The following is a 17,089-nucleotide window of genomic DNA, read 5'->3' as shown; positions in this document are numbered from 1 at the left end:
AACAATATTTGGGATCTTTATGAACCGGTGCAGGAGTTTGGTTTTTGGGTGTAGTAGTTTAATAGGATATGAGATTTTTAGGAGGGATTGGATGGCAAGGGATGTTCGGTTCAAGGTGGACGGTCAGCGGTTCAATTATCGGGCGGCTGGCATTTTGATTGAGAAAGGTCATGTGCTTTTACATAAACAGGTGAATGATTCATACTGGGCGCTTCCAGGCGGAGGTATAGAACTGGGGGAAGCATCTGAAGATACGATTGTGCGGGAGATGAAAGAGGAGCTTGGCTATGTTGTGGAAGTGGATCGGACGGTATGGATGGCGGAGACGTTTTTCGAACACCTCGGGGATGATATGCATGAGGTGGCTTTCTATTACTTATTAACCACCGAACTACCGAACTTCAGAGAAGGGCCTTTCCATGGACTTGAAGGGGAGCAGCTGATCTATCAATGGATCCCTTTAGAAGATATGGAGAAAATTGAAGTACGACCGCCTTTTCTCCGAAAAGCATTAACCAATGTTCCATGTGAAACATCGCATCTCGTTGTGAAAAGATAAGAGAGTTCTAGTCATTCACACAGGCTCGTACAATGGTACGAGTCCTATTTTTCGGAGGTGGGGAAGTGAAGAAAAAGTTCATCACTTGGACACTCGCGTTGTATGTCATCTATGGTCTTTTATTAGGCCTTTATTTCTTCCAGTGGACAGATGTCGGTGTGCCGCCAGCCTATGAAGGAACGGCTGCAGATCCCGCGACTTTCATGACGGAAAAAGAGCTTGAGTTGAGTCAGGAGTATTCGCGGTATCAGAATTTCTTATCCTTTCTCGGAGAGCCGCTCGAGTGGATGATCTATCTTGGTGTGATGATTTTTGGTGCCACCGTCGTTTTTAAGAATTTCGGAAAGCAGATCTCCCGTTTTCGCATCATCCAAATACCGATCTTCGTTTTACTGCTGCAAACGTTGACGACGATTCTTTTATTTCCGCTGGATTATGCGAGACGATGGCTGTCTGTAGAATATGGCATTTCGACTCAAAGCTTTTCAAGCTGGATGCGCGATGAGCTGATCGGGTTTTGGATCGGATTCATTATCATGGCCCTGCTTATCACGGTCCTTTATCTTCTTATGAAAAAGTTTGAAAAGCGTTGGTGGTTAATCGCCTGGGTGCTCATGATCCCGTTTTTATTTTTTATGATGTACTTACAGCCGGTTGTTATTGATCCGCTTTACAACGATTTCACCGAGCTTCAAGACAAACAGCTGGAAGAGAAAATCCTTGTACTTGCGGATGAAGCAGACGTTCCGGCTGATCGGGTGTATGAAGTGAATATGTCTGAAAAGACCAATAGCATGAATGCTTATGTGAATGGCATCGGATCGAATTTGCGCATCGTTCTATGGGATACAACGCTGAACCGCCTTGAAGAAAATGAAGTGCTGTTTATTATGGCGCACGAAATCGGCCATTACGTCATGAACCACTTGTATTGGAATTTAGCGGGTGTCATTATCGCTACGTTTTTCGGACTCTTCTTCACCTATCATTTGTTACGGTACGCGACGCGCAGGTGGGGAGAGCGTCTTGGATTCACAAAGGTTTCGGACATTGCAAGTTTGCCAATGTTCTTCCTTATCTTGACGATGCTTTCATTCCTATCCAGTCCTGTGGAGCTTGCCATATCAAGGAACGCTGAAACAGATGCCGACAAGTACGCAATTGAAATGACCCGGGACCCGGGTGCGGCAATCGGCTCGTTCCAGGAGCTCACCGTGAACGGGTTGAGTGATGTTCATCCACCTGCGCTCGTTAAATATTTACGGTACGGACACCCGACCATGATGGAGCGCATCCATATGCTTGAATCCTATCAGGGGATTGATGTGAAAGAAGAATAACAGACTTACAATATCTGCCACACCAGGTCATCCAGAATTTGGATGACCTGGTGTGGCAGTTTTTAGGTTGTATCTAGTATGTGCGGGGGTATTCTGGTAGAATTTTAGTAAATGAGTTTGTAAACGTTATCATATTAAATAGGAAGAAAGAGGAGGGTATGGGATGCTTTCTATGCTTGAGGATTACCGGAATCAAGTGCTTGAAACGTTGTTTGGGAATGTGGAACATTGTATTGTCGTCGTCAATCGAGAGGGCTGCATTTCTTACATGAATGAAAGCTACTGTCGGTTCATTGATGTGGATCAAACGACGGTAAAGGGAAAGCATGTGACGGACGTCATTGAAAATACGCGCATGCACATTGTGGCAGCTACAGGGCAAGAAGAAATGGCCGACCTTCAGCAGATCCGTGGCGATTACATGATTGCCCATCGCATTCCTCTCTGGGAAAACGGTGAGGTGATTGGTGCTCTCGGCATGGTCCTATTCCGTGACACGGATGAGTGGAAAATCATGAATACGCACATTAAGGATCTCCTCCTTGAGCTTGAAACGTACCGTAATCAAATGCAGCAGCAAAACGGTGCCAAGTACTCCCTGCATGACATCATTACGAGCTCCCCGGACGTACTGCGGTTAAAGGAAAAAATACGCAAAACGGCTCACAGCGATGTTTCTGTTCTTTTACGAGGGGAAAGCGGGACAGGGAAGGAACTGTTCGCTCACAGTATTCATCACCTCAGCGAGCGGAGCACAAAGCCTTTTGTGAAGGTGAACTGTGCGGCTATTCCTGAGGATCTCATCGAAGCGGAGCTGTTTGGCTATCAGGATGGGGCGTTTACCGGGGCGAAAAAAGGTGGAAAGCCCGGGAAATTCCAGCTCGCTCATGGTGGGACGCTTTTTCTTGATGAAATTGGGGATATGCCACTAAGAGCGCAGGTGAAAATCTTGCGCGCTCTCCAGGAAGGGGAAATTGAAGCGGTAGGAGCCGTTCATCCGCAGGAAGTGGATGTCCGTATCATTGCTGCGACCAACCAGTCGCTCGAGGAAATGATTCAGGAACAGCGCTTTCGTGAGGACCTCTTTTACCGGATCAATGTCGTCCAGATTGATATTCCTCCTCTTCGCACGAGGCGTGGCGACATTAAAATCCTCTCTAAATATTTATTGCAGAAAATATCCGATCGTACGGGCAAACGTGTGGAAGAGTTTTCGAAAGCCGTTGAAGACGTCTTTTACAAATACCATTGGCCGGGCAATGTCCGTGAGCTTGAAAACGTCATCGAATCAGCGGTGCACATGACCGATGGGGAGACTGTTCAATATGAGGACCTTCCTTCTCATCTTCAAAAAGAATCTGCTCCCGCTCAGGAAGCGGAAACGTTGAAACAAATCGTCGAGCAGACTGAAAAGCATGCAATCCAAAAGGTGTTAAAAGAAGCCGATGGTGATAAGGGCTTGGCTGCGAAGCGTCTGGGTATCGGAAAGTCATCGCTTTACGACAAAGTAAAAAAATACAATCTCTAACCATTCCAGAATTCGGGAATCTATTCCGAAATTCCGGAATGGTTCTTTTTATGCGTTTATGTAAGGGCTTTCATTATTTAGTGACCTTGAATTCCGGAAATCCGGAAAAGATCGTTCACAAAAGATTCAAAATCCTTGGTGCATCAATACCGTGAAGTTGGCATGAAACTTGCATGTAAAAGGGTGAAGGGAGTGTGAAGACTCATGAAACAAATTTATTCATCATTTCATGAAGCTGTGAAAGACATAAAGGATCATTCAACAATTATGGTAGGAGGATTCGGTCTCGTCGGAATACCGGAGAACTTGATTCTTGCCCTCGTCGAATCCAACGTGAAGCATTTAACGGTCATCTCCAACAACTGTGGTGTCGATGATTGGGGACTCGGACTACTTTTGAAAAATAAACAGATTGATAAAATGATAGGATCGTACGTCGGGGAAAACAAGGAATTTGAGCGTCAGGTTCTCGCAGGAGAGCTTGAAGTCGAACTTACGCCTCAAGGAACGTTAGCTGAGAAAATCCGTGCAGGTGGAGCTGGTATCCCAGCCTTTTACACACCAGCAGGAGTCGGTACTCCGATTGCGGAAGGCAAAGAGGTACGCACATTCAATGGTAAGGAATACCTTTTACAAGAAGGATTGACGGCAGATTTCAGTCTTGTCCGTGCATTCAGAGGAGACCGTCACGGAAATCTCGTGTACAACAAAACGGCTCGCAACTTCAACCCGATGATGGCGGCAGCTGGTGCTGTGACGATTGCAGAAGTCGAAGAACTCGTCGAGCCGGGTGAACTGGAAGCTGATGCGATTCATACGCCGGGTATTTATGTGCAAGGGCTGATCGAAGGCCAGCAGGAGAAGCGCATTGAACGTTATACAGTAAAGGCAGAAGCATAAATAGGAGGTAGATGAACAATGGCAGTACAAAAAGACAAAGCGGCAATCCGCGAAATGATTGCCAGACGAGCAGAGCAGGAAATTGAAAGCGGTTACTACGTAAACCTGGGGATCGGCATGCCGACAATGGTCGCGAACTACATCCAGCCGGATAAAGAAGTCGTGCTTCAGTCAGAAAACGGGCTCCTGGGCATCGGCCGCTCGCCTTATGAGCATGAAGTTGACCCGGATTTAATTAATGCCGGAAAAGAAACGGTAACGGCGTCTGTGGGTGCCGCATACTGCGATAGTGCGGAATCGTTTGCCATGATCCGTGGTGAGCACCTCGATTTAGCCATTTTAGGTGGTATGGAAGTTGCAGAAAATGGTGACCTCGCCAACTGGATGATTCCAGGAAAAATGATTAAAGGCATGGGTGGTGCGATGGATATCGTACACGGATCGAAAAAGGTCGTCATCATCATGGACCATGTCAATAAACATGGCGATCCGAAGATTTTAAAAGAATGTAAACTGCCACTGACAGGAAAAGGCGTCGTCGATCGTATCATCACGGACCGTGCGGTTATGGACGTGACGGACAAAGGATTGATGCTCGTGGAAATTGCTGAAGGATGGACCGTGGACGAAATCAAAGATCAGACAGAAGCGAATCTCATCATCAGTGATGAACTTTTAAAAATGCCATCCAGCAAATAAGGAGGAACACCCATGGTTGAGAATAAAGTGGTATTCATTACAGGTGCAGCGAGCGGAATTGGCTATGAAATCGGAACTGAATTCGCCCGCAACGGCGCGAAAGTAGCACTCAGCGATATTAACGAAGAAAAAGTAAAAGAAGCAGCAGATCGTCTCAATCAAGAGGGTCTGCAGGCAATCGGACTGGTCTGTGACGTGACGAAGGAAGAACAGATCCAAAGTGCGATTGACGAAACGGTAGAAAAATTCGGCCGTCTTGATGTGCTCGTCAACAATGCCGGGTTGCAGCACGTCGCATCGATTGAAGACTTCCCAACAGAAAAATTCGAATTGATTACTAAAATTATGTTAGTTGCCCCGTTCATGGCGACCAAACACGCTTTCCCGGTTATGAAAAAGCAAGGATTCGGCCGCATCATCAACATGGCGTCCATTAATGGGCTGATCGGATTTGCTGGAAAAGCCGCATACAATAGTGCAAAACATGGCGTCATCGGTCTTACAAAGGTGACGGCTCTTGAGGGAGCGGAAGACGGAATCACGGTGAATGCCGTCTGCCCAGGTTATGTAGACACACCACTGGTTCGAAATCAGCTGCAGGATCTCGCTGAAAACCGGGGCGTATCTCTAGAAAAAGCGCTGGAAGAAGTTATTTATCCGCTTGTTCCTCAAAAACGTCTATTGTCTGTTCAGGAAATTGCAGATTACACATTGTTTCTTGCAAGCGACAAGGCCAAAGGGGTCACAGGGCAGGCAGTCGTCATCGATGGCGGTTATACGGCTCAATAAACGAAAGGGGATTTTCACATGAAACCAGTCTATATCTTAGAAGGGGCACGCACTCCGTTCGGCACGTTCGGTGGTTCCCTGAAAGACGTCGATCCGACCGATTTAGGTGTCACGGCAAGTAAAGAAGCCTTGAAAAGAAGCGGCATTTCTGCTGAACATATTGATCTAACCATCATGGGAAATGTCATCCACTCTTCTCAAAACGCGCCTTACTTAGCGCGCCACATTTCCTTGAAAACAGGCGTACCACATACAAGCCCGGCTCTTGCAGTCAACCGGTTGTGTGGATCCGGCATGCAATCCGTCATCTCGGCTGCACAGTCGATTCAGCTTGGCGAGGGGGAAACGGCTTTAGCTGGTGGTGTGGAAAGCATGAGTCTTGCCCCACATGCCATGCGAGGCAGTCGTTTTGGAACGAAGCTCGGTACACCAAAAGTTGATGACATGCTATGGGCTGCATTGACGGATGAATACATCGGAGCCGGTATGGGTGTGACCGGTGAAAACCTTGCCGAGAAATATGAAATTTCACGAGAACAGCAGGATGAGTATGCCACACGCAGTCACAAGCTTGCTGCAGAAGCCCGTTCAACAGGGAAATTTGCAGATGAAATCGTTCCTGTGGAGATTAAGACACGTAAAGGTACTAAAGTAGTCGACCAAGATGAGCATATCCGTGAAGATACGAACCCTGAATCTTTATCCAAGCTGAAGCCTGCCTTTAAAAAGGACGGCACGGTGACAGGTGGAAACGCAAGTGGCATCAATGATGGCGCAGGTGCGGTTGTTTTAGCAAGCGGAAATTACGTGAGCGATCATAATGTTCAGCCGATAGCCAAGATCCTTTCCTGGTCCGTTGCAGGCGTTGAACCTGAATATATGGGCATCGGTCCTGCACCAGCGATTCGTCAAGCTTTGGAAAAGGCGCAGCTCTCGCTTGATGAGATGGACCTTGTTGAAGTGAACGAAGCGTTCGCATCTCAATATCTTGCTGTTGAGAAGGAACTCGGCCTCGACCGTGACAAAGTGAACGTCAACGGAGGAGCCATCGCCCTTGGTCATCCAATCGGCGTAAGCGGCACACGTGTCCTGTACACGATGATCAAGGAACTTAAACGAAGAGGTGGACGTTACGGCGTCGCATCGTTATGCATCGGCGGCGGTCAAGGCATCGCCATGGTCGTCGAGACTCAATAAACCTAAGGAGGAAAAACCATGCTCGGAATTTTTCTCGGACTTGCCGTATTGATGGCCCTCGCCTATTTGGGCTGGTCAATCATCTGGGTGGCGCCCATCGCAGCTGGTGTCGTCGCCCTCACCGGCGGTCTCGATCTACTCGAAGCTTATAAAGATACATATATGGGCGGATTTGTCGCCTTCGCGAAAGACTGGTTCCCGGTCTTCATGCTCGGTGCCATTTTTGGAAAACTGATGGAAGACACAGGGATGGCTCGTTCTGTTGCGGTCGCTCTTACAAAATTGATTGGTACCCAGCGTGCGATTTTAGGGGTACTCGTATCTGCTGCTGTTCTAACGTATGGCGGGGTCAGCCTGTTCGTTGTTGTTTTCGCTGTTTATCCATTGGCCCTATCGCTGTTCCGTGAAGCGAATATCAGTCGTAAACTAATTCCCGCTACGGTCGCTTTAGGTGCGTTCACATTCACGATGACAGCCTTGCCGGGTTCCCCTCAAATCCAAAACCTGATCCCGATGGAATATTTCCAGACGGATGCCATGGCCGCACCTGTCATGGGGATCATTGCTGCCATCATCATGGGTGGTGGAGGTTATTTTTACCTGAGATGGCGTGAGAAGAAACTCGTCGCTCAAGGAGAAGTATTCACCGAACCGAAAGAAAAGAAAGAAGAGGAAGGACCCGATCAAACGCCGAATTTCTTCCTGTCCCTTTTGCCCTTATTAACGGTTCTTCTTACATTGAATCTATTAGAATGGGACGTTGTCACGGCTTTGATTTCAGGAATCGTGCTCATCATGCTTTTGAATGTGACGATGTACAAGAAGTTCATCCCTTCCATGAACAGTGGAGCAGGCGGATCGGTTATTGCCATCATTAACACGAGTGCCGCGGTCGGTTTCGGTACAGTCGTACGCGAAGTCCCCGGCTTCGCCAACCTGACACAACTGCTGATGGGCATCAAAGGAAATCCACTGATCTCTGAAGCAATTGCGGTTAACGTGCTCGCTGGTGCAACCGGTTCCGCATCAGGCGGTATGGGGATCGCCTTGGAAGCGTTAGGATCCAAATACTATGAAATCGCGATGAATACAGGGATCAGCCCGGAAGCCTTCCACCGTGTTGCTTCCTTATCCTCCGGCGGTCTCGATGCACTTCCTCACAACGGAGCGGTTTTGACACTGTTTGCGATTACGGGAATGACGCATAAAGACAGCTATAAGGATATCTTTGTTGTGGCTGTATTGATTCCGGTAATTTCTGTGGCTTTTGTCATCTTGTTGAACACGATTGGCATTCTATAATAAAACAAACAGCAGGACATCCTATGATGGGTGTCCTGTTTTGTTTTATTTTATGTTAGAAATATAGAGGGATTTCCTCTATAAAGAAGTAATAGTAATAGAATTGCTTATTTAAGGAGGATTTCATGTCAACTTTTCAAGAAGGAGTTATGGATCACTTTATTATGCTATCCGAGAAGATTGGATGTCGCCCTGTAGGATCAAAAGCGAACGATGCAGCAGCTGATTATATCGAGAAAATTTTCCGAAATGCAGGGTTGGTAGTAGAAAAACAGGAGTTTGAGGTGCCCGCTTGGCATCTGAATGAAACAAATCTTGAGTTTAATGGTGAAACTCTTGAGGCCAAGGGGAATAATTTTTCAGAAGCCTGTGAGGTTAGTGGAGAGATTGTGCCTTTTTGTACACTTGAAGAGCTTGAGTCTTCATCCTATTTGGGGGGGAACATTGCTTTTTTATATGGAGAGTTATCGAAAGAAAATTATGTTCCCAAAGGCTTTACTATATATAACCCTGATCATCATCAGAAGACTCTGAAACTCCTTGAAGAGAAAAACCCTTCAGCAATTATTTTCGTACGCATGGAAAAGGGTGAAAACCTGCCCATTATTAATGACTGGGACTTTTCTATCCCGTCTTTAACGATATCACCAGAGGTCGGATTGAAAATAATGAATGACTATCAACGCTCATCAGCTACTTGTAAGATCCATAGTAAAAGAAATAAGGGATGGACGAAAAATATTATTGGGAGAAAGCAGGGACAAGGGAAAGAGAAGATCATTCTTGCCGCTCACTATGATACCGTATTTGAAACGAATGGGGCCTACGACAATGCTTCAGGGATTGCTATTTTACTTTCCCTGGTGGAAGAAATTTCAAGGAGAAAAGATTGGAAAGTGGGTTTTGAATTTATTGCTTTCAGCTCTGAAGAATACCTTGGTCTTGGGGACGAATATTATTTAAGGGAACATAAAGGAAGTTTGGAAGATGCTATTCTTGCTTTGAACTTCGATGGGGTTGGACAAACTCTCGGAACAAACAATATTACGCTCATGGGCGGTTCGGATGAACTGGAGATTTATTTAAGGAATATAAAAAGGGAGTTCCCTGCGGTACAATGGACCCTTCCGTGGTATGAAAGCAATCATTATACATTTTTCTCGAATGGTGTGCCAAGTATTCCATTTAGCAGCAGTGGTGTTCGTGACTTAATACATACCAAAGACGATACCATTCAATGGATGAACGAAAGTAAATTAAATGAGGTTCGTGTATTTGCTTTAGAAATAATAGAAGGTCTTCAAGGGAAATCAAACGTTTGGACAAGGAAAAAACAAGCTTCTATATAATTTGAACTATAGACAAACAAGAAAGACCAAATTCTAAAGAATTTGGTCTTTCACTCTTGTTGAACCTTCATCTGTATTCAAACCTAAACGAATCGATTCCTTTTAGAGGACTTGGGTTAGGCTTTTCTATTTCTTTCTGTTGAACGTCTTATCTTTGATCGATTTAAACGCTTTTGAAGAATTGTCCACCGTTTTGCCAATGACATCTGAGCCTTTCTCAGAGGCTTTCTTAACGATATTACCGGAAGAATCCACTGTCTTTCCGATCAAACCGCCTTCACCCGTAATTGATTTAATGATTTTTCCGGAAGCGTCGACCGTATTATGAATGAAGTCATTGGCTTCTTTGGATACCCCTTTTACAAATCCATCATCTTTCTTCTGTTCCTGCTCATTTTCCCTAGAGTCGTTGTTCTTTTTGAAGTCACTCATGCTTTCATCTCCTCTTTAGGAATTAATGGCTTACCTTTCATGTCTATGTGGTTAAGGGAGGCTTATGAGTAAATTCCATATTATGTATGACCTAGTACACCTAATTATGGAAATCCACTTCGTGGTACACTAGATACAAATGAAGCGATACGGGGGAATACAGCATGAAAATTACGATTGTCAGTGTTGGGAAGTTGAAAGAGAAATATTTAAAGCAGGGGATTGCGGAATATGTGAAACGACTCGGCCCCTACGCAAAAGTAGATGTCGTTGAGGTCCCGGACGAAAAAGCGCCGGAAAATCTGAGTGATGCGCAAATGGTTGAAGTGAAGCAAAAAGAAGGGGAGCGCATTCTTTCGAAGATTTCACAGGATACATACGTCATCACACTGGAAATCGAAGGCAAGCAGCTGACCTCTGAAAAGCTTGCGAAAAAAATGGACGAACTTGCTACTTACGGGAAGAGTAAAGTGGCGTTTGTGATCGGTGGTTCGCTTGGCTTAAGTGATGAGGTGCTGAAGCGGAGTGATTTTGGGTTGTCGTTTTCAAATATGACGTTCCCCCATCAGTTGATGCGGTTGATGCTTGTAGAGCAGGTATATCGCGCTTTTAAGATTATACGAAACGAACCGTATCACAAGTAAATGATTTTTCTACATTCGCACAATAGAGCGAGGGAGCCATACTTTTAGATCAATCTTTACAGCCATGTAGGTTACCAGAGTATACAGTTGAAAGGTCAGGGCGGCTCGTCGGTTTGGTTACTCTAATGATATTGCAATTGCGGTTAACATGCCCCCTACTATACAAGAGAACAAAAACGGACGCCTGAAGCGCGTCCGTTTTTGTGTGTCTTATTTCGATTCTATCTTTTCTACAATCTGTTCACAGATCTCATGGGTGGTAAGCGAGTCTTGAATCGACGGATCAGGCGTCCGGGTGTTGGCGATACAGTCGATGAAATGGTCGGTAATCTGGTAAAAGCCACGTTTATATAATGTCGGGTCCCAACCGCCGAATTGAGAGATATTTATTTCTTTGTCGTGATAGTGGACCGTTTCCACCAGGTCCTTGATGACATATTTGTGCTCTCCAGCGGAATATTCAATAATTTCTTCTGTAACGCCGCCATTCCTGTTCATAACGCCCATCGCTGTGCACCCTTCCCCGATCAACTGAATGATCAGGTGGTCCATCATATCGCCGTTTTTGAGTGCCTGAACGTTTACATCCTTCACTTCGGTATCCATCAAAAAGCGGAGCGTATCTACCACATGGATGAAATCTTCTACGACAAAACGCTGGACATAATCAGGCAGCCGGAACCGGTTTTTATGCATGAGGACCAGACTCGGTTTCCCTTTTTCTTTCAAAGCTTTCACTGGAGGAATGAAACGCCGGTTGAAACCTACCATCGCTATGGCCTTGTTTTCTTCTGCGAGCTGGACGACTCTTTGGGTTTCATGAAAATGCATTGAAATCGGCTTGTCTATGTAGGTGTTGATGCCATGCGACAGCAGCTTTTCTGCTATTTCGAAATGTGCCTCAGTCGCCGCACTGACAATAGCGCCATCGATATCCTTCTCTATCAGCTCCTCGACGGTCTGGACTTTTTCGGAAATCCGATATTTAGCGGACAGCTTGTCCAACGTTTCTTTATTTCGTGTGCAGAGCACAAGTTCCACGCCTTCTTTTTTCGAAAGAACAGGCAGGTAGGCTTTCTTCGCGATGTCTCCTAAACCAACAATCCCTATTTTCATAGTTATCACCCCTGATAGTAATTGTTTTCAGCGTAACATGGAATGGCAATTAGCTCTTGTCTTTTGCTTTTGTCGTGTTGACTGGCTGCGATTCTGCTTTACAATTTTTAGCTATGATAAACTAACATTATCCTTACAAAAGGAGAAGAATCCATGAATTTTTCATTTGTAACCGTAGAAAATACTTGAAGCAAGGTGGGGCCATGCGTGGACTCTCTTACGCTTCATGTCCGATGATATATAAATGTAGTCAAAGGGGGAAATGAAAGTGAGAAAACGCGACTTAGGTAATACAGGCATACAAGTGTCAGAGGTGGGATTCGGGGCATGGCAGTTAGGTAACGAAAAAGATTGGGGAGAGATGACCGACAAGAAAGCGCTTCAATTAGTAAGCGAAGTGTTGGATTACGGTTGTCATTTCTTTGATACCGCGCCTAACTATGGTGAAGGAAAGAGCGAAGAAATCCTTGGTAAAGCTCTTAAGGGAAAACGAGATCAGGTGGTCATTAGCAGTAAATGCGGCCATCACCCTTTTGGTGACCATGACTTTGAACCTGATAGATTGATGCAGTCCGTGGAAGAGAGTTTACGAAGGTTGAATACGGATTATTTGGATAGTCTCCTTCTTCACAATCCTCCTTTCACAAGCCTTCACGGGGACAGTCCTCAATTTCAAATGCTCGAAAAACTAAAACAACAGGGCAAGATCAGAGCGTATGGGGCTTCTGTCGATACTGGAAAAGAGATGGAGGAACTACTAAACAATACGAACAGCCAGGTCATTGAGGTCATGTTCAATATCTTTCACCAAGACCCCATTGATGCGATACAAGTAGCGTATAACCAAGGTGTTGGGGTGATTGCGAAGGTTCCATTAGATTCTGGATGGCTCACCGGGAAATATGATGCCAATAGTAGATTTACCGGAATTAGAAGCAGATGGAGTGCAGACCAAATTGAAAGACGTGGAAGGTTAGTGGAACAGGTTCGTCGTATTGTTGGAAATGATGCATCCATGGTGAAAATAGCACTGCAATTTATTCTTTCTTATCCAGGAGTATCTACCGTAATACCTGGGGCTAAGGATTCTCAACAGTTAAAACAAAATATTACAGCATCAGAAGCTATGTTATCGCAAAAGGTCAAAGAACAGTTGGAAAATTTATTTGTGAAAGATATAGAGAAATCACAGGTGGGGTGGTAGAAGGTTGGCGTTCTGCTGTGTTGCCATGCATTCGCTTGTCTTTGCAACACCACAGCTTTTCTTTTCTGCCATTTACTACATAGATTTAGCCCATCCAGCCTTTGCATGATACCCTTTACCCTCCGTTCGATTTTTACCGTCTATAAAAGTGAGAGAAAGGCTTTTACATGCAACCTCCATACTCACATATATTGAGTAATAAGAGGTGATACCTTATGAGAAAAGACATGGTGAGTATCTTCAAACGCTTCCTGCCTCCCACAGCCACCATGGTACATTTTGCAACACCTGAATCTAAGTCTGCCTTAATAATTACCGACCTTGAAGGGGATGGTGTTACAGAAATCGCAGGCATTTACTACTGGCGAGGAGAAAACTACCTGATGATCCTGAAGCAGGGGCCAGGAGGATGGTATATCGCTGATACTAAAAAAGGTAAAGGGTATGGGGTCAAGTACTTAGGGGTGGTTCCATTAAAAAACAGAAACGAATACAACATCCTTGTAGGTTGGCAAGTAGGATCGATCTGGTCGGACCTCAGCGTTTATGAATGGGGAAATGATGGAGTCACAGATTTAATTGAGGGCAATCAATACTTCAGTATGATCGATGTGGAAGACATGGAGGGCAAACAAGGAAGGGATGGACTCTACGAGGTCGCTTTGTGGAAACACGATACCGGCTTGGCCTATAATGTAGAGGTTTTTCGTTGGGGGCATGATGGGTTTGAGAGGGCGGAAGACGTTTACCCCGCTTATTTTAAAAAGGTGGAACGCTATTACAGCTCACTTTTAAGAGAATATAATTCTTCTACTTATTGGTACTATATAGCGGATGCACAAATAAAAACAGGTCGTAAACGGGAAGCTTACAAGTCTATTACCCATGCTTTAGATTTTGAATATCCTTACCCATCCAGAGATAAATTATTAAATTTAAGAAGAGATCTTTGTGATGTTGAACCGTTCTCCAATCAAAAGGGGATTGATTTTTCTTCGCTCACTTATGTTTGTTCACAAACAGAAAGAGACCTTAAATTAGAAGCAGCGGTTGAAAAGGAATATAATGTAAAACTATCTGAAGAAAACATCAGGTATTATTATAATAGAATCGACTTGAATAACGATGGGAACAAAGAGGTTTTTGTATTTTTAGTTGGTTCATTTGTCTGTGGAACGGGTGGATGCAGTGCTGTGATTTTCAAAGAAATGGAAGGTGAATATCAAGTATTGTCTCGCTTCTCCCTCGTAAGAAACCCTGTCATTGTGTCCAATACGACAACCAATGGGTACCGGGATTTGATCATGTATGTGGCTGGAGGAGGAATCGAAGACTTCTTCGCTCACATCAAGTTCGATGGTCAAACCTATCCTCTGAACCCCTCTGTCCAGCCGATAGTCGCTTCTGGAACGAAAGTGGAAGGGGAGGCCATTGTGGCAGACGATTTGGCGAAGAGCAAAGGGATCCAGATCAATGAAACATAAAAAAAGTGCCTGCTCGTCATTAAGCGAACAGGCACTTTTTTTATTGATAATTCACAACCGCTGGACTTGGGTCGAGCTTCACCACTTCTTCTGGTGTCAATACCGGCTTATCTTTATCATAGAAAATTTTAAAACCACCATACTGGGAAGGCTTGTCGCGCACATATTTTTTATACAGCGCCATTTTATCAATGGATGCTCCCCAGCCGTCAAAATTAAGCGCCACTTCTACATTGTCAGTGGGCTGAATGGCATCTTTATTCGTGAGTACATGTTCCGTGAACTGGTGGACAAGGACAAATTTATCAGGGAGATGATTTTTCTCCGTCAGATTCGAAAGGTATTCCACAGCTTTTTGGATCTCTGTTCCATCCACCTGTCCGAGATCCTCTCCTGGTACTTCCCCTTCAGCGACTTGAAATTCTGTGTCGATCGCCAGGTGAACATTCGGGTGCTTGAGCCACTTCTCGATGCTCTTAACCTGATTCATCACTGTATCGGTACCAAGCTGGATATCGAGAATGACGAGTGCATCATGTTTCTTTGCGAGGTTTACATACTCCTCGATCTTTTCATCGGGGAGCTTACTTACATATGTACCCTCAGGACCAGGATCGCGTTGAGCCATTGTCGTAATCAGTTCAATGGTTGGGATGGCCGACCGTGCAGGATCAGCATTCGAATAGGCTTGAGCCTGTTCCTTGAGCTGTTTCATGAGTTCCTCCGGCTCCATCGTACCGAGAATTCCCATGTTTTCGGATTGAGGAGTTCCATAATACGTGACGAGTCTGTGGTCTTTTAATGGTCCCTCAGACTTATCCTCCGCTCCCTTGGCTAGCGTTTCACCTGCAGGTACAGAACGGGATGGATCGCCTCCGAGAACCGCCTCCTCATCCGGCATATTCTTAAGTGCTTCTTCGGACAAGCTATCTTTGAGTGGGACGGCATCTTCAGATGGCTTTAATGGTTGATAAGGAGGCTCCGGGGCCTTCTTTTGTTCGGGTGTTGCTTCTTTTTTAGGAGCTTCTTCTGCCTCTTCTGAAGTCTGTTCGGCACAGGCTCCAAGAAGAACAATAAGAAGGGCTGCAAGCAGCAGTTGTGTGAATGTTTTCATGGTGTTCTCCACTTCCTTTATACAGAAAAGATTGGTTTTAAAGGTACAATATAGAAGAATACTAACATATAGTTCATGATCTAAGACACATGTCATGAGAATGAAAAAGAAATATAAAAAAAGATTCTTGCATTTTGGTTGAGCATTGAGATGAGGTCGAGTGATTAAGATAGAGGGTATGGTTTTAAAGTTTGTCCAAAATGATAAAATGAGTCAGTACGTGACAGACAGGGCAATATTTTATAGCAGCAGTCGCTCCCTGATCACGTAACAGCCAGGGAGCAGGATTTTTGTATGCTTATCATATTCCTATATAATAAAGAAAGTAAACGTCCAACTCACAACTAGAAAGAAGGATCACACGTGTCAAAAGCAGTCACTATTATTCTGCAAATCACAGGCTTATATATCATTTATCTTTTCGGTACATTCATACAAAAGACGTTTAACCTGTTCATTCCAGGCAGTGTCATCGGCCTGGTTTTCCTTTTCGCCCTTTTATCATTAAAAATAGTCCCCGAACATTGGGTTAATCAGGGCGTTGGTTTTATGATCAAACATCTCCCGTTCTTTTTCATTCCGGCAACGGTGGGAGTGATGAGCTATGCGTATGTTTTTGAAGGGAAAGGGGTTCTCTTAATACTCATTGGTCTCTTGAGTACGGCGATGGTGATGGGCATCTCAGGTTTCGTTGCTCAATGGATGGCGAGAAGGAGGGAGGCTGCCCATGAATAGTCTTCTTCCGGCTGTGGTTATCATCTTCCTGACGATTTTAATTTATCAAGGGGCATTGTTCGTTTATCGAAAGTTTCGCCGCATCTACACGGCACCGATTATCTTATCGACGGTGACCATCATCGTTCTATTGCTGTTGTTCGGTTTTTCTTATGATACGTATATGCTTGGCGGTAAGTGGATCGATTATTTGCTTGGACCGGCAGTCGTTGCGCTTGCTTTCCCGCTTTATCAGTACCGTGACCTTTTGAAGAGGATGCTCCTGCCGATTTTAGCAGGGACTTCCGTAGGTGCTTTTATTGGTGTAACCTCCGGCCTGCTACTCAGCAAATGGTCGGGGTTCAGTGAGTTGATTATCCATTCAATCGTTCCGAAATCGGTTACGACACCAGTGGCGATGTCAATTGCAGAATCAAGCGGTGGTGTCATGCCGCTCGCGGCTGTCTTTGTCATGATTGCGGGCATCGGCGGGGTACTGATCCATCCTGTGGTGATGCACTACGCCCGATTGACCCATCCTCTTGGAAAAGGGGTTGGGATGGGAAGCGCGTCTCATGCGATTGGAACGGCAACTTCCATGGAGCGGGATCCGCTTGAAGGCTCTGTTAGTACGATTGCGATGGTGTTGAGTGCTGTCATCGTTTCGGTCCTTGCTCCGGGTTTAACTTTACTGCTCATGTGAAAAAGTGTCTGCCTC

17 protein-coding genes are annotated in these 17,089 nt (G+C 45.1%); 14 read left to right on the top strand and 3 right to left on the bottom strand.

From position 1 onward, the window contains the following. The first annotated feature begins 91 nt into the window (after positions 1-91). The 9 genes from VKA52_RS11090 (at position 92) to VKA52_RS11050 (ending at position 9,663) form a co-directional block, all read left to right on the top strand. Positions 92-559: an NUDIX hydrolase gene (locus VKA52_RS11090; RefSeq protein WP_326315706.1), complete on the top strand. Its 468-nt coding sequence runs from the start codon at positions 92-94 to the stop codon at positions 557-559. Positions 560-624: 65 nt separating this feature from the next. Continuing rightward, positions 625-1,899: a M48 family metallopeptidase gene (locus VKA52_RS11085; protein WP_326315705.1), complete on the top strand. Its 1,275-nt coding sequence runs from the start codon at positions 625-627 to the stop codon at positions 1,897-1,899. A gap of 163 nt (positions 1,900-2,062) precedes the next feature. Further along, a complete protein-coding gene (locus VKA52_RS11080) occupies positions 2,063-3,427 on the top strand; it encodes a sigma-54 interaction domain-containing protein (RefSeq protein WP_326315704.1) in 1,365 nt (454 codons plus the stop codon). Positions 3,428-3,631: 204 nt separating this feature from the next. Then, positions 3,632-4,327: a CoA transferase subunit A gene (locus VKA52_RS11075; RefSeq protein ID WP_115823022.1), complete on the top strand. Its 696-nt coding sequence runs from the start codon at positions 3,632-3,634 to the stop codon at positions 4,325-4,327. 18 nt (positions 4,328-4,345) lie between these two features. Beyond that, entirely contained in the window at positions 4,346-5,026 is a 681-nt protein-coding gene (locus VKA52_RS11070) for a 3-oxoacid CoA-transferase subunit B (protein ID WP_160910539.1), read from the top strand. Between the two features lie 12 nt (positions 5,027-5,038). Beyond that, positions 5,039-5,815 carry a 3-hydroxybutyrate dehydrogenase gene (locus tag VKA52_RS11065; protein ID WP_326315703.1) on the top strand — a complete coding sequence of 259 codons (777 nt, stop codon included), beginning with the start codon at positions 5,039-5,041 and terminating at the stop codon, positions 5,813-5,815. A gap of 18 nt (positions 5,816-5,833) precedes the next feature. Then, positions 5,834-7,012, top strand: coding sequence for a thiolase family protein (locus VKA52_RS11060; RefSeq protein ID WP_326315702.1), 1,179 nt, complete (start codon positions 5,834-5,836; stop codon positions 7,010-7,012). A gap of 18 nt (positions 7,013-7,030) precedes the next feature. After that, positions 7,031-8,314, top strand: coding sequence for a GntP family permease (locus VKA52_RS11055; protein ID WP_326315701.1), 1,284 nt, complete (start codon positions 7,031-7,033; stop codon positions 8,312-8,314). 125 nt (positions 8,315-8,439) lie between these two features. After that, the gene (locus VKA52_RS11050; RefSeq protein ID WP_326315700.1) at positions 8,440-9,663 is read left to right on the top strand and encodes a M28 family metallopeptidase; all 1,224 of its coding nucleotides are present in this window, start codon (positions 8,440-8,442) and stop codon (positions 9,661-9,663) included. Positions 9,664-9,789: 126 nt separating this feature from the next. Here the strand turns inward: VKA52_RS11050 and VKA52_RS11045 are convergent, their stop codons facing one another. Next, positions 9,790-10,095, bottom strand: a complete 306-nt coding sequence (locus tag VKA52_RS11045) for a hypothetical protein (RefSeq protein ID WP_326315699.1) — start codon at positions 10,093-10,095, stop codon at positions 9,790-9,792. Positions 10,096-10,259: 164 nt separating this feature from the next. Between VKA52_RS11045 and rlmH the strand changes: the two genes are divergently transcribed. Further along, positions 10,260-10,739 carry a 23S rRNA (pseudouridine(1915)-N(3))-methyltransferase RlmH gene (gene rlmH, locus VKA52_RS11040; protein ID WP_326315698.1) on the top strand — a complete coding sequence of 160 codons (480 nt, stop codon included), beginning with the start codon at positions 10,260-10,262 and terminating at the stop codon, positions 10,737-10,739. 210 nt (positions 10,740-10,949) lie between these two features. Here the strand turns inward: rlmH and VKA52_RS11035 are convergent, their stop codons facing one another. Then, on the bottom strand, positions 10,950-11,855 hold the full coding sequence (locus VKA52_RS11035; RefSeq protein WP_326315697.1) for a Gfo/Idh/MocA family protein: 906 nt from the start codon (positions 11,853-11,855) through the stop codon (positions 10,950-10,952). A gap of 268 nt (positions 11,856-12,123) precedes the next feature. On the opposite strand from VKA52_RS11035, the gene VKA52_RS11030 reads away from it, so the two are divergent. Beyond that, the gene (locus VKA52_RS11030; protein WP_326315696.1) at positions 12,124-13,059 is read left to right on the top strand and encodes an aldo/keto reductase; all 936 of its coding nucleotides are present in this window, start codon (positions 12,124-12,126) and stop codon (positions 13,057-13,059) included. A 215-nt stretch (positions 13,060-13,274) separates the two neighbouring features. Continuing rightward, the gene (locus VKA52_RS11025) at positions 13,275-14,543 is read left to right on the top strand and encodes a hypothetical protein (protein WP_326315695.1); all 1,269 of its coding nucleotides are present in this window, start codon (positions 13,275-13,277) and stop codon (positions 14,541-14,543) included. A gap of 40 nt (positions 14,544-14,583) precedes the next feature. Here the strand turns inward: VKA52_RS11025 and VKA52_RS11020 are convergent, their stop codons facing one another. Further along, positions 14,584-15,657, bottom strand: a complete 1,074-nt coding sequence (locus tag VKA52_RS11020; protein WP_326315694.1) for a hypothetical protein — start codon at positions 15,655-15,657, stop codon at positions 14,584-14,586. Positions 15,658-16,020: 363 nt separating this feature from the next. Here VKA52_RS11020 and VKA52_RS11015 point away from each other — a divergent pair, with 363 nt between their 5' ends. Together VKA52_RS11015 and VKA52_RS11010 are read left to right on the top strand one after the other, a co-directional pair. Beyond that, a complete protein-coding gene (locus VKA52_RS11015; protein ID WP_160910550.1) occupies positions 16,021-16,392 on the top strand; it encodes a CidA/LrgA family protein in 372 nt (123 codons plus the stop codon). Further along, the gene (locus tag VKA52_RS11010; RefSeq protein WP_326315693.1) at positions 16,385-17,074 is read left to right on the top strand and encodes an LrgB family protein; all 690 of its coding nucleotides are present in this window, start codon (positions 16,385-16,387) and stop codon (positions 17,072-17,074) included. Before VKA52_RS11015 ends, VKA52_RS11010 begins: the two co-directional genes overlap by 8 nt. Positions 17,075-17,089: the final 15 nt, after the last annotated feature.

Source organism: Halobacillus sp. HZG1 (assembly GCF_035818575.1).
GTDB classification, from domain to species: domain Bacteria; phylum Bacillota; class Bacilli; order Bacillales; family Halobacillaceae; genus Halobacillus; species Halobacillus litoralis.
The sequence above is the reverse complement of the archived record's forward strand: the minus strand, read 5'-3'. Positions and strand labels throughout refer to the sequence as shown.